This is a genomic window from Rhizobium sp. KNZ2-6A (assembly GCF_056755475.1).
Genome location: NZ_JBNDIC010000029.1, coordinates 61706 through 85038 on the forward strand (window position 1 = coordinate 61706; position 23333 = coordinate 85038).

At 62.8% G+C, this 23333-nt stretch carries 18 protein-coding genes; 12 read left to right on the forward strand and 6 right to left on the reverse strand.

Annotated elements, in window-relative coordinates; genetic code table 11:
* Nucleotides 1–69 precede the first annotated feature (69 nt).
* Genes hutI through hutU form a run of 3 tightly spaced genes read left to right on the forward strand, consistent with a single transcriptional unit; the run spans nt 70 to nt 4545 of the window.
* Complete coding sequence (gene hutI / locus ACPYOP_RS19915) at nt 70–1326, forward strand: imidazolonepropionase (RefSeq protein ID WP_481412061.1); 1257 nt, start codon at nt 70–72, stop codon at nt 1324–1326.
* Nucleotides 1323–2858, forward strand: a complete 1536-nt coding sequence (gene hutH / locus ACPYOP_RS19920; protein WP_481412062.1) for a histidine ammonia-lyase — start codon at nt 1323–1325, stop codon at nt 2856–2858. The genes hutI and hutH overlap by 4 nt, the downstream gene beginning before the upstream one ends.
* A gap of 1 nt (nt 2859) precedes the next feature.
* Entirely contained in the window at nt 2860–4545 is a 1686-nt protein-coding gene (gene hutU / locus ACPYOP_RS19925) for a urocanate hydratase (protein WP_481412063.1), read from the forward strand.
* Nucleotides 4546–4547: 2 nt separating this feature from the next.
* Here the strand turns inward: hutU and ACPYOP_RS19930 are convergent, their stop codons facing one another.
* Together ACPYOP_RS19930 and ACPYOP_RS19935 are read right to left on the reverse strand one after the other, a co-directional pair.
* Nucleotides 4548–4934 (reverse strand): type II toxin-antitoxin system VapC family toxin, encoded by a 387-nt coding sequence (locus ACPYOP_RS19930; protein WP_481412064.1) that lies wholly within the window; start codon nt 4932–4934, stop codon nt 4548–4550.
* The gene (locus ACPYOP_RS19935) at nt 4931–5203 is read right to left on the reverse strand and encodes a type II toxin-antitoxin system Phd/YefM family antitoxin (protein ID WP_481412065.1); all 273 of its coding nucleotides are present in this window, start codon (nt 5201–5203) and stop codon (nt 4931–4933) included. Before ACPYOP_RS19935 ends, ACPYOP_RS19930 begins: the two co-directional genes overlap by 4 nt.
* Nucleotides 5204–5278: 75 nt before the next feature.
* Between ACPYOP_RS19935 and ACPYOP_RS19940 the strand changes: the two genes are divergently transcribed.
* The 4 genes from ACPYOP_RS19940 (at nt 5279) to ACPYOP_RS19955 (ending at nt 8647) form a co-directional block, all read left to right on the forward strand.
* Nucleotides 5279–5857: a HutD/Ves family protein gene (locus ACPYOP_RS19940; RefSeq protein ID WP_481412066.1), complete on the forward strand. Its 579-nt coding sequence runs from the start codon at nt 5279–5281 to the stop codon at nt 5855–5857.
* A 77-nt stretch (nt 5858–5934) separates the two neighbouring features.
* Complete coding sequence (locus tag ACPYOP_RS19945; protein ID WP_481412067.1) at nt 5935–6597, forward strand: sulfite oxidase-like oxidoreductase; 663 nt, start codon at nt 5935–5937, stop codon at nt 6595–6597.
* Between the two features lie 200 nt (nt 6598–6797).
* Nucleotides 6798–8237, forward strand: a complete 1440-nt coding sequence (locus ACPYOP_RS19950; protein ID WP_481412068.1) for an MFS transporter — start codon at nt 6798–6800, stop codon at nt 8235–8237.
* Between the two features lie 104 nt (nt 8238–8341).
* Nucleotides 8342–8647, forward strand: coding sequence for a hypothetical protein (locus ACPYOP_RS19955; protein ID WP_481412069.1), 306 nt, complete (start codon nt 8342–8344; stop codon nt 8645–8647).
* A gap of 125 nt (nt 8648–8772) precedes the next feature.
* Here ACPYOP_RS19955 and ACPYOP_RS19960 read toward each other — a convergent pair whose 3' ends face one another.
* Both ACPYOP_RS19960 and ACPYOP_RS19965 read right to left on the reverse strand, forming a co-directional pair.
* Nucleotides 8773–9168 carry a PIN domain-containing protein gene (locus ACPYOP_RS19960; protein WP_481412070.1) on the reverse strand — a complete coding sequence of 132 codons (396 nt, stop codon included), beginning with the start codon at nt 9166–9168 and terminating at the stop codon, nt 8773–8775.
* Nucleotides 9168–9395, reverse strand: a complete 228-nt coding sequence (locus ACPYOP_RS19965) for a type II toxin-antitoxin system VapB family antitoxin (protein WP_481412071.1) — start codon at nt 9393–9395, stop codon at nt 9168–9170. Before ACPYOP_RS19965 ends, ACPYOP_RS19960 begins: the two co-directional genes overlap by 1 nt.
* A gap of 170 nt (nt 9396–9565) precedes the next feature.
* On the opposite strand from ACPYOP_RS19965, the gene ACPYOP_RS19970 reads away from it, so the two are divergent.
* A complete protein-coding gene (locus ACPYOP_RS19970; RefSeq protein ID WP_481412072.1) occupies nt 9566–10756 on the forward strand; it encodes an acetyl-CoA C-acyltransferase in 1191 nt (396 codons plus the stop codon).
* A 256-nt stretch (nt 10757–11012) separates the two neighbouring features.
* Here ACPYOP_RS19970 and cueR read toward each other — a convergent pair whose 3' ends face one another.
* Together cueR and ACPYOP_RS19980 are read right to left on the reverse strand one after the other, a co-directional pair.
* Nucleotides 11013–11399 carry a Cu(I)-responsive transcriptional regulator gene (cueR, locus tag ACPYOP_RS19975; RefSeq protein WP_481412073.1) on the reverse strand — a complete coding sequence of 129 codons (387 nt, stop codon included), beginning with the start codon at nt 11397–11399 and terminating at the stop codon, nt 11013–11015.
* 106 nt (nt 11400–11505) lie between these two features.
* Entirely contained in the window at nt 11506–13998 is a 2493-nt protein-coding gene (locus tag ACPYOP_RS19980) for a heavy metal translocating P-type ATPase (protein WP_481412074.1), read from the reverse strand.
* Between the two features lie 173 nt (nt 13999–14171).
* Here ACPYOP_RS19980 and ACPYOP_RS19985 point away from each other — a divergent pair, with 173 nt between their 5' ends.
* From ACPYOP_RS19985 to ACPYOP_RS20000, 4 genes are all read left to right on the forward strand, one after another.
* Nucleotides 14172–15281 (forward strand): RHE_PE00001 family protein, encoded by a 1110-nt coding sequence (locus ACPYOP_RS19985; protein ID WP_481412075.1) that lies wholly within the window; start codon nt 14172–14174, stop codon nt 15279–15281.
* Between the two features lie 212 nt (nt 15282–15493).
* Nucleotides 15494–17002 carry an efflux RND transporter periplasmic adaptor subunit gene (locus ACPYOP_RS19990; RefSeq protein WP_481412076.1) on the forward strand — a complete coding sequence of 503 codons (1509 nt, stop codon included), beginning with the start codon at nt 15494–15496 and terminating at the stop codon, nt 17000–17002.
* A complete protein-coding gene (locus ACPYOP_RS19995; RefSeq protein ID WP_481412077.1) occupies nt 16999–20118 on the forward strand; it encodes an efflux RND transporter permease subunit in 3120 nt (1039 codons plus the stop codon). The genes ACPYOP_RS19990 and ACPYOP_RS19995 overlap by 4 nt, the downstream gene beginning before the upstream one ends.
* Nucleotides 20115–23222: an efflux RND transporter permease subunit gene (locus ACPYOP_RS20000; RefSeq protein WP_481412078.1), complete on the forward strand. Its 3108-nt coding sequence runs from the start codon at nt 20115–20117 to the stop codon at nt 23220–23222. The genes ACPYOP_RS19995 and ACPYOP_RS20000 overlap by 4 nt, the downstream gene beginning before the upstream one ends.
* The last annotated feature ends 111 nt before the right edge of the window (nt 23223–23333 follow it).

The window sequence follows — 23333 nt, forward strand, 5'->3', positions numbered from 1 at the left end:
AAAATCCCTCTTGTCAGCCTTTCGATTATGTATATACATTATGAGCCAACGAGGAAAGGCGTAAAGCTGATGGGTGGGAACAATTTTTCCGAAGATAGCAGGGAAAACGGCGCGGCAAGCCGCGTTTGGCGCAATGTGCGCCTTGCGACCCTGAAGGAGGGTGAGGCCCGGCTCGGCTCGATCGAGAAGGGCGCGCTCCTGACCAGGGACGGCCGTATCGTCTTCGCCGGCAAGGAAGCCGACCTGCCCGATACCTCCGGTGCCGAAACGATCGATCTCGAGGGACGCTGGGTGACGCCCGGCCTCGTCGATTGCCACACGCATATCGTCTATGGCGGCAATCGCGCCCGCGAATTCGAGATGCGGCTGGAAGGCGCAAGCTACGAAGAAATCGCTCGGGCCGGCGGCGGCATCGTTTCCTCCGTCAATGCGACCCGCGCGCTTTCTGTCGATGAACTCGTTGCCGTCGCGCTGCCGCGGCTCGATACGCTGCTTTCCGAAGGTGTGACGACCATCGAGGTGAAGTCGGGCTACGGTCTGAGTATTGAATCCGAGCTGAAGATGCTGCGCGCGGCGCGCAAGTTCGGCGAGGTTCGCCCGGTCCGTGTCGTCACCTCCTATCTTGGCGCGCATGCCACCCCGGCAGACTACAAGGGCCGCAACAGCGACTATATCACCGATGTCGTGCTGCCCGGCCTGAAACAGGCCCATGCCGAAGGACTCGTCGATGCCGTCGACGGCTTCTGCGAGGGGATCGCCTTTTCGACGGCGGAAATCGCCCGCGTCTTCGATCTCGCCAAGTCGCTCGGTATTCCGGTGAAGCTGCATGCGGAGCAGCTTTCCAATCTCGGCGGTGCCAAGCTTGCTGCCTCCTATGGTGCACTTTCTGCCGACCATATCGAATATTTGGACGAGGACGGCGTCAAGGCAATGGCTACCTCCGGCACTGTCGCCGTGCTTCTTCCCGGCGCCTTCTATGCCATCCATGAGAAGCAGAAGCCGCCGGTTCAGGCGCTGCGGGACGCCGGCGTGCCGATCGCGATCGCGACCGACTGCAACCCCGGCACGTCGCCGCTGACCTCGATGCTGCTCACCATGAATATGGCCGCGACGCTCTTTGGCCTGACGGTCGAAGAATGCATTGCCGGCGCGACGCGCGAAGGCGCGCGTGCCCTTGGGCTGCTCTCCGAAACCGGCACGCTCGAAGCCGGCAAGTCGGCCGATTTTGCCATCTGGGATGTCGAAAGCCTGGCGGAGCTCGTCTACCGCATCGGCTTCAATCCCCTCCATGCCCATGTCTTCAAGGGAAAAAGGTTCAACCGATGACCGTCGTTCTCCATCCCGGCTCCGTTTCGCTGCAGCAATTGGCGGTAATCTACTGGACCGGTGAACCCGCCAGGCTCGATGCTTCTTTCGATGCCGGCATAGCCAAGGCGGCCGCCCGTATCGCCGAAATCGCTGCCGGCAACGCGCCGGTCTATGGTATCAATACCGGCTTCGGCAAACTGGCGTCGATCAAGATCGACAGCGCCGATGTCGCCACGCTTCAGCGCAATCTCATTCTTTCGCATTGCTGCGGCGTCGGCCAGCCGCTCCCTGAGAACGTCGTTCGCCTCATCATGTCGCTGAAGCTGGTTTCGCTCGGCCGCGGCGCGTCCGGCGTGCGGCTGGAGCTGGTGCGACTGATCGAAGGCATGCTGGAAAAGGGTGTCGTTCCCGTCATCCCCGAAAAGGGTTCTGTCGGCGCATCGGGCGATCTTGCGCCGCTGGCGCATATGACCGCTGTCATGATGGGTCATGGCGAAGCCTTTTATGCCGGCGAGCGGCTTTCCGGTGCGGCAGCGCTGGAAAAGGCCGGCCTGACGCCGGTCGTGCTGGCCGCCAAGGAAGGGCTGGCGCTGATCAACGGCACGCAGGTGTCGACCGCGCTTGCGCTTGCCGGCCTCTTCCGTGCCCATCGCGCCGCTCAGGCTGCCCTCATCACCGGCGCCATGTCGACGGATGCGGCCATGGGCTCTTCCGCCCCGTTCCATCCCGATATCCATACGCTGCGCGGTCATAAGGGCCAGATCGATACCGCCGCCGCCCTTCGTGGCCTGCTCGCCGGTTCCGTGATCCGCGAAAGCCATATCGAGGGTGACGAGCGCGTGCAGGACCCCTATTGCATCCGCTGCCAGCCTCAGGTCGACGGCGCCTGCCTCGACCTTCTGCGCTCCGTCGGCCGCACCCTCGAAATCGAAGCCAACGCCGTCACCGACAATCCGCTCGTGCTCTCGGACAATTCCGTCGTTTCCGGCGGCAACTTCCATGCCGAGCCCGTGGCTTTCGCCGCCGACCAGATCGCCATTGCTGTCTGTGAAATCGGCGCGATCGCCCAGCGCCGCATTGCGCTGCTCGTCGACCCCGCGCTGAGCTACGGTCTGCCGGCATTTCTGGCCAAGAAGCCGGGCCTGAATTCCGGCCTGATGATTGCCGAAGTAACCTCGGCGGCACTGATGTCCGAAAACAAGCAGATGTCGCATCCGGCCTCGGTCGATTCGACCCCGACATCGGCCAACCAGGAAGACCATGTCTCGATGGCCTGCCATGGCGCGCGCCGCCTGCTTCAAATGACCGAAAACCTTTTCGCCATCATCGGCATCGAGGCGTTGACGGCTGCCCAGGGCGTCGAGCTGCGCGCGCCGCTGACGACCAGCCCGGAACTGACCCTTGCCATTGCTTCGATCCGCGCCGCTGTGCCCTCGCTGGAGGAGGACCGTTACATGGCAAACGACCTGAAAGCCGCCGCAGACCTTATCGCCTCCGGTGCACTCAATGCCTCGATCTCAACCGACATCCTGCCCTCCTTGGAGATGTGACATGACCAACCCACGCCATAATATCCGCGAAATCCGCGCTCCTCGTGGTCCGGAACTCAATGCCAAGAGCTGGCTGACGGAAGCGCCGTTGCGCATGCTGATGAACAATCTCGATCCGGACGTTGCGGAAAACCCGAACGAGCTGGTCGTCTACGGCGGCATCGGCCGCGCCGCCCGTACCTGGGACGATTTCGACCGTATCGCTGCGACGCTGAAGACGCTCAACGAAGACGAGACGCTGCTCGTGCAGTCCGGCAAGCCGGTCGCCGTGTTCCGCACTCACAAGGATGCGCCGCGCGTGCTGATCGCCAACTCCAACCTCGTGCCGCACTGGGCGACTTGGGATCACTTCAACGAGCTGGATAAGAAGGGCCTTGCCATGTACGGCCAGATGACGGCCGGCTCGTGGATCTACATCGGCACGCAGGGCATTGTGCAGGGCACCTACGAAACCTTCGTCGAAGCCGGCCGCCAGCACTATAACGGCAACCTGAAGGGCAAGTGGATCCTGACCGGCGGTCTCGGCGGCATGGGCGGCGCACAGCCGCTGGCGGCTGTCATGGCCGGCGCCTGCTGCCTTGCTGTTGAATCCGACGAAACCCGCATCGATTTCCGTCTGCGCACCCGCTATGTCGACGAGAAGGCAAAGACGCTGGATGAAGCACTTGCTTTGATCGACAAGTGGACGAAGGCCGGCGAAGCCAAGTCCGTCGGCCTGCTCGGCAACGCCGCCGAAATCTTCCCGGAACTCGTAAAGCGCATGAAGGCCGGCGGTCCGCGCCCGGATATCGTCACCGACCAGACCTCTGCCCACGATCCGCTGAACGGCTATCTGCCGATCGGCTGGACGGTGGCCGAACATCGGGCCAAGCGCGAGAGCGATCCGAAGGCCGTCGAAGCTGCCGCCCGCGCCTCTATGAAGGTGCATGTCGAAGCCATGGTCGCCTTCTGGGATGCCGGCGTGCCGACGCTCGACTACGGCAACAACATCCGCCAGGTCGCCAAGGAAGAGGGTTTCGAAAATGCCTTCGCCTTCCCCGGCTTCGTGCCGGCCTATATCCGTCCGCTCTTCTGCCGCGGCATCGGTCCGTTCCGCTGGGCCGCTCTCTCGGGCGATCCGGAGGATATCTACAAGACCGACGCCAAGGTGAAGGAGTTGCTGCCCGACAACAAGCACCTGCACAACTGGCTCGACATGGCGCGTGAGCGCATCGCCTTCCAGGGCCTGCCGGCGCGCATTTGTTGGGTCGGTCTCGGCGATCGCCACCGCCTTGGTCTCGCCTTCAACGAAATGGTCAGGAACGGCGAGCTGAAGGCGCCTGTCGTCATCGGCCGCGACCATCTCGACTCCGGCTCGGTCGCGTCACCGAACCGCGAAACGGAAGCCATGAAGGACGGTTCGGATGCCGTTTCCGACTGGCCACTACTCAACGCTCTGCTCAACACCGCATCGGGTGCCACCTGGGTATCGCTGCACCACGGCGGCGGCGTCGGCATGGGCTTCAGCCAGCACTCCGGCATGGTCATCTGCGCCGACGGCACGGATGATGCGGCCAAGCGCCTGGAGCGCGTTCTCTGGAACGACCCGGCAACCGGCGTCATGCGCCACGCCGATGCCGGCTACGACATCGCGCTCGACTGGGCCAAGCAGCAGGGCCTGCGCCTGCCGGCCATCCTGGGGAATTGATGCTAGACCAGCCGCACAAGACCGCCGTAGCTTGCGACGGTCTTGTCGGCGGTGATCAGGGAAATACCTTCAACGAAGGCCTGAGCGACAAGAATTCGATCAAAAGGGTCTTTGTGAATATCGGGCAGGTCCGCGACCGCGGCCGCGTGCTGTCCGAGAACGGGTAGTTCTTCATATCCGTTTTCGAGCAGATTTTCGTAGAGCCTGCGGGCATCGACCGCAAAGCCAGGGCGCACCAACCCTGCCTTGATCGCCACCTCCCATATACTGGCGGTCGAAAATGCAATCCTATTGTCGAGGTCTTCAATCAAGTCGCGGGCTTTTTCCGGCAGTCGCTGGGAAGCGGCTGTCGTCCAGAGCAGGATATGTGTGTCCAGGAGAAATCTCATCGATCTCTAATGCTTTTGAAATCATTGAGATTGCCATGAAACATCTCTTCGATTTCATCAGCCATCATGGTGTCGAAATCGTCGGGAACCATGATCTCGCCATCCATGAAGCCGATGCGGCGCTTCTTCGGAGCTTCCTTCTCCTCGAGGGGAACAACTTTCACCATCGGCTTGCCCGCCTTGGCGATAATGAAAGCTTCGCCCTTGGCGGCCTTTTCGATCAGCCGCGACAAATGCGTCTTCGCCTCATGAATATTGATGGTTTCCATAGCAGGCTCCGAATGGACTTAGTCCACTAAACTTAGTTTACTCTGAATCGAATTGCAATGATGGGACAGGAACAGATGGCAACGCCGAAAATAACGCTTCTCCGCCGCGACAGTCACCGTCGCATGCCCTGGAAAAATGGCGGCGGCGAGACGGTGGAAATCGCCGTTTCACCCGACGGCGCCGGGTTTGCCGATTTCGACTGGCGCGTCAGCATGGCGACCGTTGTCACGGACGGGCCGTTTTCGGTCTTTTCGGGTATCGATCGCACGCTATCCATTCTCGATGGCGAGGGCATGACCCTCTTCATCGAAGGGTGCGCGCCCGAACGCCTGACGCAGGCGAGCGAGCCGCTGCCCTTTGCGGCCGATGCCCCGACGTCAGCGACCTTGATCGACGGGACGATTACGGATCTCAACGTGATGACGCGGCGGGGACGCTTTAGGCATTCGGTGCGGCGCGTTTCGGTCGACGGCAATAGCGAAGTCACGTTCGAAGGCGGGACCTGCCTTGTTCTTTGCCATCGCGGCCATGCCGAGATCGATGGCACGGCGCTTGCCGCTGGCGATTGCTTGCTTATCTCGGATGGTCACCCCACACAGTACTCGATCTCGGGCAAGGCGCAGCTATTCTATATCGCCATCGCGTCAATATAGTCGGCTATATCAGCCCTTCGGCTTGACACGGACATGCCCCGGGCATCCTATCTCCGCGCAGCAGAGAGGATACCTGCATGAGCGATGATCAGATTTCCGCCGACAGCAAGCTCACCACCTCCAAGCGCCGCTGGGCGGCGGAGGGCAAGTTTCTGACGGGGCGTGTCAGCCGGCCCGAGGCAGAGCGGCTGCCACCGGGGCAGCATCTCGTCAAGAACTGGCCGGTGCTGGATCTCGGCGTACAGCCGCAGATTTCGTTATCCAGCTGGCGGCTCGATGTGATCGGCTTCGTGGAAACGCGCCTCAGCCTCGATTGGGCCGCTTTCCAGGCGATCGAGCAAAGCACCCGCATCAGCGACATCCATTGCGTGACGACCTGGTCGCGCTACGACAATCGCTGGGAGGGGGTTTCGACGCGCGATTTGCTCGATCTCGCCATGCCGACGCCCGAGGCGCGGCATGTGCTGCTGACGAGCTATGACGGCTATACCACCAACCTGCCGCTATCAGATTTCGCGGCCGAAGATGCGATCCTAGCCACTACCTGGGAAGGCCAGCCGCTGACCGGCGAGCATGGCGGCCCGATGCGTCTCGTCGTGCCGCATCTCTATTTCTGGAAGAGCGCCAAGTGGCTGAACCGCATCGAGCTGATCGGTGCCGACAGGGCCGGCTTCTGGGAGAAGAACGGTTATCATATGTATGGCGATCCCTGGCGCGAGCAGCGCTATTCGGACGATTGACGCCTGCTGGATGCCGCGAGAGGAGGTGCCCAAGGCAAATCGCGCGGGAATGGTGGCTCTTATGTCACCGTGTCAATTTTTGATGGCTGCGGCGCCGGTTTATGGCTTTGCAAGCCGCCATGATAGGCGTATTCAATGATCATATGATTGCTGCCGGCACTGCTCGGCTCCCGTGAAAGCCATTATCCGAATTTCATGTCATGACTGTTGCCCGGACCATCGAAGAGCCTTCCGAAGCAAGTTTCGGCCGGCAGTCCCGTATCATCGCCCTGGTGGTCGCCGTCTCCTTCTTCATGCAGATCCTGGATGGCACCATCGTCACCACGTCGCTGCCGCAGATGGCGAAAACCTTCGGCGTCGAGCCGGTGTCGATGAGCATCGGCATCACGGTCTATCTGCTCACCATGGCGGCCTTCGTGCCGCTGGCCGGCTGGGCGGGTGACCGCTATGGCGCGCGGCGGGTGTTCCTGACTTCGATCACCATCTTCACCGTGGCGTCGCTGTTTTGCGGTCTCTCGGGCAGTCTCGCCGAATTCATCCTTGCTCGCGCCGTTCAGGGCGTCGGCAGTGCGCTGATGACGCCTGTCGGGCGCATCATCGTGCTGAAAAATGCGCGCAAATCCGATCTGGTGCATGCCGTGTCGATGATCACCTGGCCGGCGCTGACGGCCCCGGTCATTGGCCCGGTGCTCGGCAGCTTCATCACCACCTATTTCAGCTGGCACTGGAACTTCCTGATCAATATCCCGATCGGTATTATCGGCCTCGGTCTCGTCCTGCGCTTCGTGCCGGATCAGCGGGAGGAAAAGGTGGCGCGGCTCGATTTCATCGGCTTCCTGCAGTCGGCGGCGGGGCTGACCTTCCTGCTCGCCGGCCTGGAATTCGTGGTCCAGGGGACGACGGGTTTAGCGCCTAGCGTCGCGCTCATTGCCGCCGGCGTGGTCTTCTCCGTCATCGCCACCCGGCATTTCATGAGGGTCGATGCGCCCTTGCTCGATCTCTCCGCTTTCAAGGTGCAGACCTTCGCCATGTCGACGCTTTCGGCGGGTACTGCGAGCCGTGTCGCGATCAACGCCACGCCCTTCCTGATCCCGCTGCTCTTTCAGGTCGGCTTCGGGCGCACGGCGATCGACGCCGGCACCTATCTGCTCTTCTATTTCGCCGGCAATCTTGGCATGAAGGCGATCACGACGCAGATGCTGAAGGTCTTCGGCTTCCGCAACGTGCTCGTCGTCAATGGCCTGATCTCGTCGGCCAGTATCGGCGGCTGTGCGTTCCTGTCGCCGGCGACGCCGGACCTATTGATATATTGCCTGCTATTCATTGCCGGCCTTTCGCGGTCGATGAACTTCACGGCGCTGAATACGCTGGGGTTTGCCGATATCCATGCCGCCCAGCGCAGTTCCGCTTCGACATTGTCGAGCATGCTGCAGCAGGTTTCGCTCTTGCTCGGCGTTGCCGTCGCTGCCGCTGTTCTCAATCTCTCGCGCATGATTCATGGTGGGGAAACGCTTTCGCTCATCGATTTTCGCTGGGCTTTCCTTGTAGTTGGGCTTATCGGTGCCATCTCCGCATTGCGTTTTATCCGCCTACCTCATGACGCAGGCGCAGAGGTGTCCCGCCATAAAGTGAAGACCTGATCAAAACCTTCAAATTCTTAACGATATCGAGACGCAAGCCGCTGTAAAAATGGCTCGTCCGTTCCCATATGAATGTTGCTTCAACTCCCATAGGAGGCAGTCTTATGCTGCTCAGAACCCTCGCCATCTCGGCTCTCGTCCTCGGCATGTCCAGCGCCGCCATGGCGGAACAGGCCCATAAGCATCATCCCAAGCGCGTCAATATCGAGGCGTTCCAGCCCGATGTCGGCAATGTCGACCATTCGAAGGACGCAATCCTCCCGGACGGCACGATCAACACCGATCCGTCGGTGACCGGCCCGATCCGTGCCGGCGACTCCATTTCCCGCCTGCAATGCGCCGCTGCTCCCAACTCCGTCGGCGCTCGTTCGAGCACGTATAGTGCAGGCTCCGCTTCGCTTTGCCCGTAACGGCTTGATGGCTCGAGCTGGCCTAAAGCGCGTCGCGATCTTTCAGATTCGCTTCCACGCTTTAGGTCTTTAATTTTGTGCATATCGTTGTCGCAAAACCGCTGCACACTTTTACGCGACATGCTCTAAGCCAACTCGATATCCGTCTGCCTGAACCGGTCGCTTTTCGACAAGAGCGGCTGGCGATAATAGCGAGCGCAGGCATAAGTCATGCACTCGTCAAGGCTGAGGCACACCGGATGGTCGCCTTGGCCATAGCGCTCATAGGCTTCGGTCGCCAAAGCGGCGGTGCGGGGCGGCACTGCAAGCAGCTGAATGTTCATGAGCTGCAGAAACGTGCGGACAGCGTCGCCGGCCTCGGTCGGCGATAATCCCAAAGCGGCAGAAATCAGGATTGCGGCATTTGCCGCCGCAAGCGGCGAAGTCATTCGGGCCGTTGCCGACTGCATGCGGGTGGCGAAGGCGCGCGCCTCTTCCTCGTCGGTCATCATTGCCGACAGCACCGAATCGTCGATAAACATCAGGCCTCTCCCGCGGTGCCGGCGCTTGCGCCTTTGCCAGTGGCTTTCTGCTTGAGATTGCGGCAGAAGGCGACGGCGACATCGGCAAGGGCCGGTTTCGTCAGCTCTTCATCCAGTGCCTTCTGCAGCGCGAGCCGCACCGCTTCGGTCTTAGTGGGAGCCCTGGTCAGCGCCTGATAGCGCCGCGCCAGCCGGTCGATCGCGTCGTCCTTGATGTAAAGCGGCATGGAATATCCTTTGCAATTTTTTTGGATATCCTTAAAGCGTATCTGTCATGGGGGCAATCGCATCCGCCGGCCACTTGCGCTCTTCCTTCACGATATTTAGATGACGAGCATCATCTAACATGCTAGCAATGACAACTGAAGATACCGTTTGCTGACCGCGAGGAAATGTCATGCCCGCTATCGATCCCGTCGTTATCGTTTCCGCCACACGTACGCCGCTCGGCCGTTTCCAGGGCGAACTCTCGTCATTGCAGGCACCGGAACTCGGCGCGCATGTCATTCGCGCTGCGCTGGAGCGTGCCGGTCTTTCGGCAGAGAGGGTGGATGAGGTTCTGTTCGGCTGCGTGCTGCCCGCGGGGCAGGGGCAGGCGCCGGCCCGGCAGGCTGCCCGCGGCGCCGGCCTGCCGGATGTCGTCGGCGCCACCACCATCAACAAGGTCTGCGGTTCGGGGATGAAGGCGACCATGCTGGCGCATGACCTGCTTCTCGCCGGCTCAGCCTCCATCGCGGTTGCCGGCGGCATGGAATCGATGTCGAACGCGCCCTATCTGCTTGCCAAGGCGCGCGGCGGCTATCGCATGGGCCATGATCGCATCTTCGACCATATGATGCTCGATGGGCTGGAAGATGCCTATGAGAAGGGCCGCTCGATGGGCGATTTCGGCGAGATGGCGGTCGAGGCCTATCAGTTCAGCCGTGACGATCAGGATGCCTATGCTGTGGAGACCCTGTCTCGCGCCCGCAAGGCGCTTGAGACCGGCGCTTTCGAGGCCGAAATCACCCCGGTTTCGGTAGTGGGCAAGGGCGGTTCCGTCACGGTTTCCAAGGACGAGCATCCGCAGAAGGTTTCGCCCGAGAAGATCCCGACGCTCAAGCCCGCCTTCCGCAAGGACGGCACGATCACGGCCGCCAGCGCCTCGGCCAATGCCGATGGTGCGGCCGCCCTGATCCTGACGCGCCGCTCGGTTGCCGAGCGCGAGGGATTGCCGATCCTCGCCGAGATCAAGGCGCATGCCACGCATAGCCAAGAGCCCGCCTGGTACACCACTGCGCCGATCCCGGCAATCCGCAAGGTGCTCGACAAGACCGGATGGAAGATCGGCGATGTCGATCTCTTCGAGATCAACGAGGCCTTCGCCGTCGTCGCCATGGCTGCCGCAAAGGAACTCGGCATTGCGCGTGATCGCCTCAACGTCAACGGCGGCGCCTGCGCGCTTGGCCATCCGATCGGCGCCACCGGGGCACGGTTGATCGTGACGCTGCTGCATGCGCTGGAGCGTCAGGGCTCGAAGCGGGGCGTTGCCGCACTCTGCATCGGCGGCGGCGAGGCGACGGCGATTGCGGTAGAGCGGATTGGGTGACTGGAGCGATATAGGGGCCGGTCAGGCGCGCCTATTGGTGCCGTGGTTGCGGACATGGCCCCTCATCCTAGCCTTCTCCCCGCTCATGCGGGGAGAAGGGACGACCGCGCAAAACAACCACCTCTTCATTTTACTCGAGGGCCGGGCAGGGCACTTTAAGCTCCCTCGCCCCGCTTGCGGGGAGAGGGCTGGGGTGAGGGGCCAGGCACATCGTTCCGGCATCAGGGTATTCGCGTGACCTGCCGAAACAGCAATCTCACCCCTCCGACAACTCTTCCAAAATCGGGCAGTCCGGCCGCTCGTTACCCTGGCAGGTGTGAACCAGATGTTCCAGCGTGCGGCGCAGTTCCGTAAGCTCGCGGATCTTGCGGTCGATTTCCGTGAGCTTCGTGGCGGCGATGTCCTTGACGTCGGCGCTGGCGCGGCTCTTGTCCTCGTAGAGCGCCAGCAATTGCCGGCACTCCTCCACCGAGAAGCCGAGGCTGCGGGAGCGGTGCAGGAAGCGCAGCTTGTGCACGTCGTCGGCGCCATAATCGCGGTAGCCGTTATCGCCGCGATCGGGGCGGATGAGGCCTATATCCTCGTAGTAGCGGATCGTCTTGGCCGGCAGGCCGGAACGGCCCGATGCTTCACCGATATTCATGCCTATTCTCCCGAGCGGTTCAGCGTTTCATGGAATCGCTGAACCGTCTGTTTGTTTTTGCGCAATTCCGGACGGAAAACCGCTACGCACTTTTCCTGGAATTGCTCTATTTCGCCAGCCGCAGCCGGAGCGCATTGCCGATGACCGAGACCGAGGACAGGCTCATGGCCGCCGCTGCGATCATCGGCGACAGAAGCAGGCCGAAGACCGGATAGAGCACGCCGGCTGCCAGCGGCACGCCGAGCGCATTGTAGCCGAAGGCGAAGGCGAGGTTCTGCTTGATGTTGCGGATCGTGGCTTCCGACAGGTGGCGGGCCCGCACGATGCCGTTGAGATCGCCTTTCACCAGCGTGATGCCGGCGCTTTCCATGGCGACGTCGGCGCCGGTGCCCATGGCGATGCCGACATCGGCTGACGCAAGCGCCGGCGCATCGTTGACGCCGTCGCCGGCCATGGCGACGACGCGGCCCTTGGCCCGCAACTCGTCAATCAGCGCCTTTTTGCCCTCGGGCAGCATGTCGGCGCGCACCTCGTCGATGCCGAGCTGCTTCGCGACGGCAGCGGCGGTCTTGCCGTTGTCGCCGGTCGCCATGATGATCTTCAGGCCGCTTTCATGCAGCGCCTTGATGGCGCCGGCCGTGGTCGGCTTGATCCGGTCGGCAACAGCGACGAGGCCGGCGAGCTTCCTGTCGATGGCGACGAACATCACGGTCTTGCCTTCGCCGCGCAGGCGTTCCGTCTCGGCCTTCAGGGCATCGGTCGAAACAGCAAGATCGGCCATCATCGCGGCATTGCCGAGCGCGATCGCGGTCTCGCCGGCGCGGCCTTCGACGCCCTTGCCAGTTATTGCCGAAAAGCCGGAGATCTCGACGAACTGTCCTCCGCGCTCCTCGGCGCCGGTAACGATCGCTTCGGCCAGCGGATGTTCGGAACCGCGTTCCAGGCTGGCGGCGAGCGAGAGCAATCGTGCTTCATCGGTGCCCGTGGCCGTAACAATGTCGGTGAGATTGGGTTTGCCTTCGGTCAGCGTACCGGTCTTGTCGACGATCAGCGTATCGACTTTCGCAAAGCGTTCCAGCGCTTCGGCATCGCGCACCAGCACGCCCTCCTGTGCGCCGCGGCCGGTGGCGATCATGATGGACATGGGCGTTGCCAGGCCGAGTGCGCAGGGGCAGGCGATGATCAGCACCGCGACGGCGGCAAGCAGCGCATGCGCCAGCCTCGGCTCCGGCCCGACGAAGGCCCAGACGGCAAAGGCGATGATGGCGGCCGCGACGACGGCGGGCACGAAGACGGCGGAGACGCGGTCGACCATCGTCTGGATCGGCGCGCGCGAGCGCTGGGCCTTGGCAACGAGTTCGACGATGCGTGATAGCGTCGTGTCGGCGCCGACCTTTTCGGCCTGCATGACGAGCGTGCCGTTCCTGTTGATGGTGCCGCCGGTCAAGGCGTCGCCCTTGGCCTTTTCGACCGGCAGGGGTTCGCCCGTGATCATCGATTCATCGATGGTCGATTGCCCTTCGACGACGGAACCGTCCACGGGGACACGCTCGCCGGGGCGGACGCGCAGCCGGTCGCCGGCCTGGATGTCGTCGACGGGTACATCGGTCTCGCTGCCGTCGGCGCTGATGCGCCGCGCAGTCTTGGGCGCAAGGTCGAGAAGGGCGCGGATGGCCGAGCCGGTGCGCTCGCGCGCCTTCAATTCCAGCACCTGGCCGACGAAGACCAGCGCAACGATGACGGACGCTGCCTCGAAGTAGACGGGCACGCTCTCGCCATGTCCACGGAAACTCATGGGAAAGAGGTCGGGCGCCAGCGTGGCGACGATGCTGTAGAGATAGGCGGTGCCGACACCGAGGCCGATCAGCGTCCACATATTCGGGCTGCGGTTGACGAGCGAATTCCAGGCGCGGCGGAAGAAGGGCAGCGCTGCCCACAGCACGACCGGGGTCGCGAGCACGAGTTCGAGCCATGTGGTGATCGGTTCGCCGATCCAGTCGCGGAAAGGCAGGCCGAGCATCGGACCCATGCTGATGGCAAGCAGCGGCAGCGACAAGGCGGCGCTGATCCAGAGCCGGCGTGTGAAATCGACCAGTTCCGGGTTCGGGCCTTCATCGGCGGCGGGCACGCCCATCGGTTCCAGCGCCATGCCGCATTTCGGGCAGTCGCCTGGGTGGTCGCTGACGACTTCGGGGTGCATCGGGCAGGTATAGAGCGTGCCCTTCGGCACCGGCTTCGGCGTAGGCTTGTTGCCGTCGAGATAGGCCGACGGATCCGCCTCGAACTTCGCCTTGCAGCCGGCGGAGCAGAAATAGAATTTCTCGCCTTCGTGCTTCAGGACATGACGCGCGGTGGCGCGGTCGACCGTCATGCCGCAGGTCGGGTCCTTGGCGGTGAGATAGCTTTCGGGTGCTGCCTCGAATTTCGCGCGGCAGCCATTGCAGCAGAAATGAAAGGTGCGGCCCTGATAGTCCAGCGACGGTTTGCCGGCGGGATCGACCGTCATGCCGCACACGGGATCGCGAGTCACAGCCTCTTGCGGATGATCGTGATGACCATGGCCATGGTGGCTGTGATCACGCTCTTTATGCAATTCCATATCAAACTCCATTGCCTGGGATAGGGCGTTGGATAGGTTTATGAACCTTCCTGTTGCTGGAAGGTCAAGATGAAAAATAGTGATTGTCGTCCACAGTTCACAGAGCTCCTTTCCTATCGCATCACACGGGGCGATGATAAGTTCCGTAAGGCCGATTCCATGAAGCGATTCCAATGCGATATGATTTGACCACACTTCCAATACCGACGCTTCTGCCCGCCATGACCAAGGCGGAGGACATGCTGGCGCGCCTGGACGAGCGTGTTCTGCGGCATGCCGTGGCGGATGGCTTTCGCGAGCGCGGGCACTTTTTTGATGCCGCGGGCGCCCTTTGGGTCGGCGGCGAGCTGGTGCATGTCGAGGATCTGGTCCTGCACGATGCGCGCATGGATACGCGCACGCCGACCCATGAGCTGACCATCGCTCATGCCGTGCTGCGAAGCAGGAGGCGCCTTTGGAGCGCTGGACCTTCCTGGGGGCTGGAGGCCGCCGGCCTTGCGGTCCTGCGTGGTGACGTCGGGGAGGCAGAAGAGGCGATCATGGTGCGTCCGACACCTGTTGAAGTATCGGAGCCTGACCAGCAGGAGGATGAGGAAGATGATTTCGGTGTCGATTTCGCCGAGATCGACGCCATCCTCGCCCGATCCGACAAGGTGCTGAATGGCGGTGTGCCGGAAGCCCGGCCGGCGACGGTCGATGTCCATGATCCGCTTGCACTCGTTCGCGACGAGGATTGGGATGAAGAGGAGCGGCTAGAGCGCTGGCGCGCCACCATTCGCGATGCGGATCAGCTGCCACCGGTTCTCGGTGCTGCCGTGCTTTTCGATGCCTGGGAGCGGATCGAGCCGCTGCGGCGGCAGCACTGGCTCGGCGGCTTGCTGGTGAGCGCCTATCTGCGCAGCCGCGGCAAGATCACCTCGCATCTTTTCTGCCTGAATGTCGGCCTGAAAGCAGTCCGGCACGATCGGCGGCGCGCGTCGGACCGCATCACGCGCCTGACGGCCTTCCTGGAGGCTATGGCGCTTTCGGCCGAATCCGGCCTGAAGGAGCTCGATCGATTGTCGCTTGCCAAGCTGCAGATGGAGCTGAGGCTCAAGGATCGGCGTTCGAACAGCAGCCTGCCCGAGGTCATCGATATCGTGCTGTCGCGGCCAATCGTTTCAGCGAAGATGATCGCGCGGCATGTCGGCGTCACCTCGAGAGGCGCACTCAATCTAGTGGCCGAACTCGGCCTGCGGGAGATGACGGGTCGCGGGCGCTATCGCGGCTGGGGCGTGCTTTGACCCGGCCCGCCGGCCGGCACGCGTACATATCTCATCCTTGCAACTACAACCCTGGTTTTTGTCCAATGTAACAGTTTGTTACGCTAAGTCGCGCTAAAATGGACAAAATTTAATGGCCATACCAAATTCCTAAGCGGCTCGATGCAAGCTAGAGTCGCGCCATCGATATCGGCGATCGTTGATCACCGAAGGCTTTGAAGGAAGGTGTGTTGATGGCTCGGACGTTTCGGGTCGCAGTGTGGTTGGCGGTCATCGGCGCGGTTGGATACGGGGCCTATGCGACCCGCGATCGCTGGCTTGGGCCGGCGGAGAAGCTGCTCGGCTATCAGAATGCCGCAGCACCCACCGAGCAGGCGCAAGGCGAACGCCGTGGCGGCGGACGAGGTCAAGGCGGTGGCGGGGGACGGCGTAGCATGTCGCAGTTCAGCGGCCCAGTTCCGATACTGGCCGCCGACGCAAAGACTGCCGATGTGCCCGTCTATATCGATGGTGTCGGCTCGGTAAAGGCGCTGAACACCGTTACCGTGCGGGCGCAGGTCAGCGGCAAGATCGTCGAAATCGACTTCGTGGAAGGCCAGGATATCAAGAAGGGCGATGTGATCGCCCGCATCGACGATGGGGTCTACAAGGCACAGCGTGATCAGGCGGTTGCCAAGAAGGCACAGGACGAAGCGCTGCTTGCCGGCGCTCAACGCGATCTCGCCCGCTTTCAGCTGATGGTGAAGAGCGCGTCCGGCACGCAGCAGCAGGTCGACACCCAGATCTCGCTGGTGGCGCAATATACGGCGCAGGTTCAGGTCGATGTGGCCGCCATCGAAAGCGCGCAGGCCACGCTCGACTATACGACGATCAAGGCGCCCATCGATGGGCGCACCGGTATCCGCAACGTCGATGTCGGCAACCTCGTCAGCTCGTCGGATGCGACCGGCATCGTGACGCTGTCGCAGATCAAGCCGATCTCCGTGCTGTTTTCCATTCCGCAGCAGCAGCTTGCCCGCATCAATGCGGCAAGCGCGGCCGGAACGCTCGCCGTCCAGGCCATGGGAAGCGATGGCCAGACGGTGGTCGACAACGGCACGCTGGCGGTGGTCGACAACCAGGTCGACCCGACCACGGGCACGGTCAAGCTGAAGGCGAATTTTCCGAACGAGAAACTGGCGCTGTGGCCGGGCGCCTTCGTCAATGCCCGCCTGCTGGTGGAAACGCTGAAGGGCGTCACCGTCATTCCGAGCGGGGCGGTGCAGCGCGGGCCGAACGGCACATTTGTCTATATCGTCAGCGAGGGCCAGACCGTCGCCATGAAGCCGGTGAAGGTGCGTCAGCAGGATGACATACAGGCCGTCATCGCCGAGGGCGTATCGCCGGGCGACAAGGTGGTGACCACGGGCTTCGCGCGGCTGCAGGACGGGTCGAAAGTGCAGATTTCCGCCAATCCGGATCAGGTGGCGCCGAACGCCCCGTCAACGGGCGATGGCGGGCAGCCGGTTGCGGAGAATGACCCGCAGAAGGGCCAGGATAATGACACTGGCGGCGAGCGGCCGCATCGCCGGCACAACGGCCAAGATGGTCAAGGCGGTCAAGGCGGCCAGGGAGGTGCCGGCGGTCATAGCGGTCATCGCGGCCAAGATGGTCAGCCTGCCGCCGGTGCCGAGCAGGGTGCGGATACGAGCAGCGGCTCCGCATCCAACAATTCGTCCGCCGCGCCGACGCAGCAACAATGAACGTTTCGTCGCTCTTCATCGGCCGGCCCATCGCCACCTCGCTTCTCGGGGTCGCGGTTCTCTTGGGCGGCATTCTCGGCTTTCTCTTCCTGCCGGTCGCGCCGCTGCCGCAGGTGGATTTTCCGACGATCCAGGTGACGACGCAGCTTCCGGGAGCCGATCCCGATACGATGGCCGCGCTGGTGACGGCGCCTCTGGAGCGACCGCTGGGGCAGATCCCGTCGCTTGCCTCGATGACCTCGTCGAGCGCTTTCGGCATCAGCCAGATCACGCTGCAGTTCGATCTCGGCCGCGATATCGATGGTGCCGCGCAGGACGTGCAGGCGGCGATCAATGCGGCCGGCTCGACCCTGCCGCGCACGCTTCCCTATCCGCCGACCTATTCGAAGGTGAACCCGGCCGATACGCCGATCGTGACGCTGGCTCTGCGCTCCAACAGCTATTCGATCCGCGAACTCAGCGATTTCGCCGATACGATGATGGCGCAGCGCCTGAGTGAAGTCTCGGGCGTCGGCGATGTCAACATCCAGGGCGGCGTCAAGCCGGCGATCCGCATCCAGGTGGACCTGCCGCGTCTTGCCTCCTACGGCCTGGCGCTCGAGGATATCCGCACCGCCATCACCAATGCCAGCGTTGCCGGCGCCAAGGGGGCGCTCGACGGCACGCAGCAGAGCTTCACGCTTGCCGCCAACGACCAGATCGTCGATCCGAACGTCTATAAGTCCGTCATCGTCGCCTATCGCAACAGCGCGCCGGTGCAGCTGAAGGACGTGGCAACCGTCGTCGAGGGGCTGGAAAACAACCGCGTCGGCGCCTGGTATCAGGGGCAGCCCGCCGTCATTCTCGATATTATGCGCCAGCCGGGCGCCAACGTCATCCAGACGGTCGAGAATGTGCTGAAGCAGATCCCGAAGCTGAAGCAGGCCATGCCGGCCGGTATTTCCCTTGATATCGTCAATGACCGCACCGAGACCATCCGGGCTTCGATCCATGATGTGCAATGGACGCTGGTCATCAGCATCGGCCTCGTCATCCTCGTGGTCCTGCTGTTCCTGCGAACGATGTCGGCGACCTTCATTGCCGGCGTTGCCCTGCCGCTGTCGCTGATCGCGACCTTCGGCGTCATGTGGTTTGCCGGCTTCAGCCTCGATAATCTCTCGCTGATGGCGCTGACCATCGGCACCGGCTTCGTCGTCGACGATGCCATCGTGATGATCGAGAACATCGCCCGCCATATCGAGGAGGGCGAGAACCCGAGGCAGGCGGCGCTGAAGGGTGCCGGCGAAATCGGCTTCACCATCATTTCGCTGACCGTCTCGCTGGTAGCGGTGTTCATTCCGCTGCTGTTCATGACCGGCATTGTCGGCCGTATGTTCCGTGAATTCGCGTTGACGCTCACCATTGCCGTCGTCGTGTCGGCCGTGGTTTCGCTGACGCTGACGCCGATGATGTGCGCGCGCATCCTGCGCAAGCCTAGGGAGCGCCAAGGCGGCTTGCTGGCTGGCGCCGATCGTTTCACGGAGTGGCTGATCGAAGGTTACCGCCGTAGTCTCGTCTGGGCGGTGGATCGCAGCGCGCTGATGCTCGGGATCACCGTCGTCACGCTAGCCGCGACGATCGCGCTCTACATCGTCATTCCCAAAGGCTTCCTGCCGGCGCAGGATACGGGCCTGATTACCGCCGTCATCGAGGCCGAGCCGACGACGTCCTTCGAAACGATGAAGAAGATACAGGCTGATGTCGCCGACCGGCTGCGCAAGGACCCCGATGTCAGCGGCATCGTCTCCGTCATCGGCACCAGCGCCAGCAATCTGACCTTGAATACGGGCAATCTCAGCCTCGTGCTGAAACCGCGGGGCGATCGCAACGCTTCCGCCGGTGAGATTATCGACCGAATGCGCGGCGAGGTCGCCGGCATGCCTGGTATCCACGTGACCTTCCAGAGCGTGCGCGACATCTCGATCAGCACCCGCGCAAGCCGTGCGCCCTATCAATACACCTTGACGGCGACGGATACGGCAACCGTGGTCGACTGGTCGGCAAAGCTGGCGCAGCGGCTGCAGCAGAGCCCGAAGCTCATGGATGTCGCCTCCGAAGTCGAAATGGGCGGCGGCCGCATCTTCGTCGATGTTGACCGCGAGACCGCCTCGCGGCTCGGTGTCTCGATGCAGGCCGTCGGCGATACGCTGAACGATGCGTTCGGCCAGCGCCAGATCGCAACGATCTACGGCCAGGCCAACCAATACCGCGTCATCCTGGAGGCAGCACCGCAATATCAGTCGGATCCGAAGTCGCTCGACAAGCTTTATGTTGCCGGCGCCAGCGATACGCAGGTGCCGCTCAACGCCTTCACCACGGCGAGTTTCACGACCGCGCCGCTGGTCATCAGCCATGACGAGCAGTTTCCGGCCGTGACGCTCAGCTTCGATCTCGCCAAGGGCGCGTCGTTGAGCGACGCCGTGACTGAGATCAAGGCGGCCGAGCTGGATATCGGCATGCCAGACACTATCCAGCGCAAATATTCCGGTGATGCCGAGGAGTTCGCCTCGTCGCTTGCGGGCGAGCCCTGGCTGATCCTGGCGGCGGTCGTGACGATCTACATCGTGCTCGGCCTGCTCTACGAGAGCGCCGTTCATCCGGTGACGATCCTTTCGACGCTGCCTTCGGCCGGTGTCGGCGCGCTGCTGGCGCTGATGCTGTTCGGGCAGGATCTGTCGATCATCGCGCTCATCGGCATCGTGCTCTTGATGGGCATCGTGAAGAAGAATGCGATCATGATGATCGACTTCGCGCTGGAGGCGGAGCGCAAGGAAGGCCTTGAGCCGCGCGAAGCCATCCTCAAGGCCTCGATCCTGCGTTTCCGGCCGATCATGATGACGACGCTGGCGGCGCTCTTCGGCGCCTTGCCGCTGGCGCTGGCGCAGGGCACGGGCGCCGAACTGCGTATTCCGCTTGGGATTACCATCATCGGCGGTCTCGTGCTTTCGCAGCTCCTGACGCTCTATACGACGCCTGTGATCTATCTGGCTTTCGAGCGTCTACGCGCCCGGATCGTCGGCCGCACCAGCGGCACGCCGAGCGCTGAAATGAACGATCTGGCGGGTGGCGAGACATGAACATCTCCGAGCCGTTCATCAAACGCCCGGTCGGGACGACGCTTCTGGCGATCGGGCTGATGATCCTCGGTATCGTCGCCTATCGTTTCCTGCCGGTCGCAAGCCTGCCGACCGTGGATCTGCCGACCATCGTCGTCTCCGCCAGCCGCCCCGGCGCCGATCCCGCCAGCATGGCGGCGAGCGTTGCAGCCCCTCTTGAACGTCACCTCGGCACGATTGCCGGGATCACGCAACTGTCCTCGGTCAGCTCGCTCGGATCGAGCACCATCATCGCGCAATTCGACCTGTCGCGCAGCGTTGATGGCGCCGCTCAGGACGTGCAGGCGGCGCTGAATGCGGCGGCCATCGATTTGCCGGGCGATCTGCCGACCTTGCCGTCCTTCCGCAAAATCAATCCGGCGGCAGCGCCCGTGTTGATCCTGGCGCTGACGTCGGACAATGTCCCCGCAAGCGCCATCTACGATGCGGCCGACACGGTGGTCTTGCAGCGAATATCGCAAGTGGATGGCGTCGGCGGCGTCACCGTCAGCGGCGCCGACCAGCCGGCCGTGCGCGTCAGGCTCGATCCCGACCGGCTCGCAGCCATGGGCCTGTCGCTCGACACCGTCCGCACGGCGATCGTCAATGCCAACGTGCTCGGCCCCTTCGGCTCGATCGACGGTGCGAGCGGCGCTTTCTCCGTCGCCGTCAACAGCCAGTTGAAGACGCCGGAAGCGTTCGGGCGGATCGTGGTGCAAAGCGGCGACGGCACGGCCGTTCGTCTCTCCGATATCGCCACCGTCGAGCCGGGTGTGCGCAACAGCCGCTCGGATGCCTGGTATGACGGCAAGCCGGCCGTGCTGCTTAACATCACCAAGCAGGCGGATGCGAACGTCATTGCCACCGTCGACGGCGTCAAGCAGCTGATCCCTGAGTTGCAGCGGCTGATTCCGGCCGGGGTGAATGTTTCCATCCTTTCCGACCGCACCGCGACAATCCATGCCAGCGTCAATGACATGCAATGGACGCTGCTTGCCACCATCTGCCTGGTCATGGGCGTGGTCTTCGTCTTCCTGCGACGGGCAACGCCAACCTTTGCCGCCGGCGTCACCGTACCCCTATCGCTTGCCGGAACCTTTGCAGCCATGTGGCTCTTCGGGCTGTCGATCGACAATCTCTCCCTCATGGCGCTCGCCGTCTCGGTCGGGTTCGTCGTCGACGACGCCATTGTCATGATCGAGAACATCTATGCCAATCTGGAAACCGGCATGAAGCCAATGCGGGCGGCACTCGAAGGCGCGAAGCAGATCGGCTTCACGGTCATCTCGATCAGCCTGTCGCTGCTTGCCGCCTTCATTCCCCTGTTCTTCATGGGCGGTATCGTCGGCCGTTTCTTTCAGACCTTTTCGCTGACACTCGGCTTTACGATCGTCATTTCGACACTGGTATCCCTCACGCTGACGCCGATGATCTGCGGCCATCGCCTGCGTCCGCATGATATCGACGCGAGGCCCGGTCCGTTCGGCCGCCTCGTCGAGGGCTCATTGGACGCGATTATCGGATTTTACGGCCGCACGCTGAAGGCCGTGCTGCACCATCGGGTGCTTTCCGTACTTGTCATCATCGCTTGCGTGGTCATGTCGGGCTATCTCTACGTCAAGGTGCCGAAGGGCTTCCTTCCGCAGGACGATACGGGGTTCATCCAGGGCGGGACGCAAGCGGCGACCGATATTTCCTATCCGGCCATGGTGAAGCTGCAACAGCAGGCGGCCGATATCGCCTCAAAAGATCCGGCGGTTTCCGGTCTCGGCTCCTCCGTGGGCGGCGGAGGTTTCTCCAGCTCCGCCAATCGCGGGCAGCTCTTTATCTCGCTGAAGCCGGAATCGGAGCGTGCGACGACGGCCGAAGTCATCGACCGGCTCCGCAAGCAGCTAATGGCCGTTCCGGGCCTCAGCACCTTCCTGTTTTCGCCCGGCGATATCCGCGCCGGCGCGCGCCAGTCGCAATCGCAATATCAGTTCACGCTCTGGGGCGCGAACTATGACGAGCTGGTCGAATGGGCGCCCAAGGTGATGCAGCGCCTGCAGACCCTTCACGAACTGACCGATGTCGCGACCGACAGGCAGCCCAACGGCTTGCAGGCGACCGTCAATATCGACCGCAGCATGGCCTCGCAGCTCGGTGTCAGCATTCAGTCCATCGACGCCGCGTTGAACAATGCCTTCGCGCAGCGGCAGATCTCGACGATCTATACGCAGCGCAACCAGTATCGCGTCGTGCTGGAGGCGAATCCGAACTATGCGCTCGATCCCCATGATATTTCCAAGCTCTATGTGCCGGCCTCCGGCGGCAAGCAGGTGCCGCTGAGCGCCGTCGCGTCGATCGATCGAACGCTTGCGCCGCTGGTGGTCAACCATCAGGGTCAGTATCCGTCGGTGACCATCTCCTACAATCTGGCCCTCAACACGCCGCTGCAGGTGGCGAACGATACCATCCAGAAGGCGGTGCTGGACATGCATCTGCCCGATACGCTGCATGCGGATTTTGCCGGCGATGCGGCTAGCGTCACGCAATCGTCCGGCAGCCAGCCGCTGCTGCTTCTGGCGGCGCTGCTGACGGTCTACATCGTTCTCGGCATTCTCTACGAAAGCCTCGCGCATCCGCTGACGATCATTTCGACGCTGCCGTCGGCCGGCCTCGGTGCACTGCTGGCGCTCGCCATCAGCGGCACGGAGCTGACGCTGATCGCCTTCATCGGCATCATCCTCCTGATCGGCATCGTCAAGAAGAACGGCATCATGATGGTGGATTTCGCCCTGCAGGGTGAGCGAACGCTCGGCCTGTCTTCGGAGGAAGCCATCTATCAGGCATGCCTCAAGCGTTTTCGGCCGATCCTGATGACGACGCTGGCGGCGCTGATGGGCGCCATCCCGCTGATCATCGCCACGGGCCCGGGCTCGGAGCTGCGCCGCCCGCTCGGCATCACCATCGTCGGCGGCCTTGTCGTGTCGCAGGTGCTGACGCTCTATACCACGCCGATCATCTACCTGATGCTTGCCAAGCTGCATGCAAGATGGTCGCCGAAGGCGCAGCCTGCGGCGCCGGCTTCGGCTTCGTCGAGCTGACGAGAACTCTGTTTCACGGATCGCGATCTCCAAAACGTCAGTCCCCTCGTCCGCCCCCCCCCCCCGGGGGGGGGGGGGGGGGGGGCCCGGGGGGCCCGGGGGGGGGGGGGG

Bases quoted from the DNA above. Each gene is read 5' to 3' on its own strand.
- hutI (WP_481412061.1), top strand. From the start codon at position 70: ATGGGTGGGAACAATTTTTCCGAAGATAGCAGGGAAAACGGCGCGGCA.
- hutH (WP_481412062.1), top strand. From the start codon at position 1,323: ATGACCGTCGTTCTCCATCCCGGCTCCGTTTCGCTGCAGCAATTGGCG.
- hutU (WP_481412063.1), top strand. From the start codon at position 2,860: ATGACCAACCCACGCCATAATATCCGCGAAATCCGCGCTCCTCGTGGT.
- ACPYOP_RS19930 (WP_481412064.1), bottom strand. From the start codon at position 4,934: ATGAGATTTCTCCTGGACACACATATCCTGCTCTGGACGACAGCCGCT.
- ACPYOP_RS19935 (WP_481412065.1), bottom strand. From the start codon at position 5,203: ATGGAAACCATCAATATTCATGAGGCGAAGACGCATTTGTCGCGGCTG.
- ACPYOP_RS19940 (WP_481412066.1), top strand. From the start codon at position 5,279: ATGGCAACGCCGAAAATAACGCTTCTCCGCCGCGACAGTCACCGTCGC.
- ACPYOP_RS19945 (WP_481412067.1), top strand. From the start codon at position 5,935: ATGAGCGATGATCAGATTTCCGCCGACAGCAAGCTCACCACCTCCAAG.
- ACPYOP_RS19950 (WP_481412068.1), top strand. From the start codon at position 6,798: ATGACTGTTGCCCGGACCATCGAAGAGCCTTCCGAAGCAAGTTTCGGC.
- ACPYOP_RS19955 (WP_481412069.1), top strand. From the start codon at position 8,342: ATGCTGCTCAGAACCCTCGCCATCTCGGCTCTCGTCCTCGGCATGTCC.
- ACPYOP_RS19960 (WP_481412070.1), bottom strand. From the start codon at position 9,168: ATGTTTATCGACGATTCGGTGCTGTCGGCAATGATGACCGACGAGGAA.
- ACPYOP_RS19965 (WP_481412071.1), bottom strand. From the start codon at position 9,395: ATGCCGCTTTACATCAAGGACGACGCGATCGACCGGCTGGCGCGGCGC.
- ACPYOP_RS19970 (WP_481412072.1), top strand. From the start codon at position 9,566: ATGCCCGCTATCGATCCCGTCGTTATCGTTTCCGCCACACGTACGCCG.
- cueR (WP_481412073.1), bottom strand. From the start codon at position 11,399: ATGAATATCGGTGAAGCATCGGGCCGTTCCGGCCTGCCGGCCAAGACG.
- ACPYOP_RS19980 (WP_481412074.1), bottom strand. From the start codon at position 13,998: ATGGAATTGCATAAAGAGCGTGATCACAGCCACCATGGCCATGGTCAT.
- ACPYOP_RS19985 (WP_481412075.1), top strand. From the start codon at position 14,172: ATGCGATATGATTTGACCACACTTCCAATACCGACGCTTCTGCCCGCC.
- ACPYOP_RS19990 (WP_481412076.1), top strand. From the start codon at position 15,494: ATGGCTCGGACGTTTCGGGTCGCAGTGTGGTTGGCGGTCATCGGCGCG.
- ACPYOP_RS19995 (WP_481412077.1), top strand. From the start codon at position 16,999: ATGAACGTTTCGTCGCTCTTCATCGGCCGGCCCATCGCCACCTCGCTT.
- ACPYOP_RS20000 (WP_481412078.1), top strand. From the start codon at position 20,115: ATGAACATCTCCGAGCCGTTCATCAAACGCCCGGTCGGGACGACGCTT.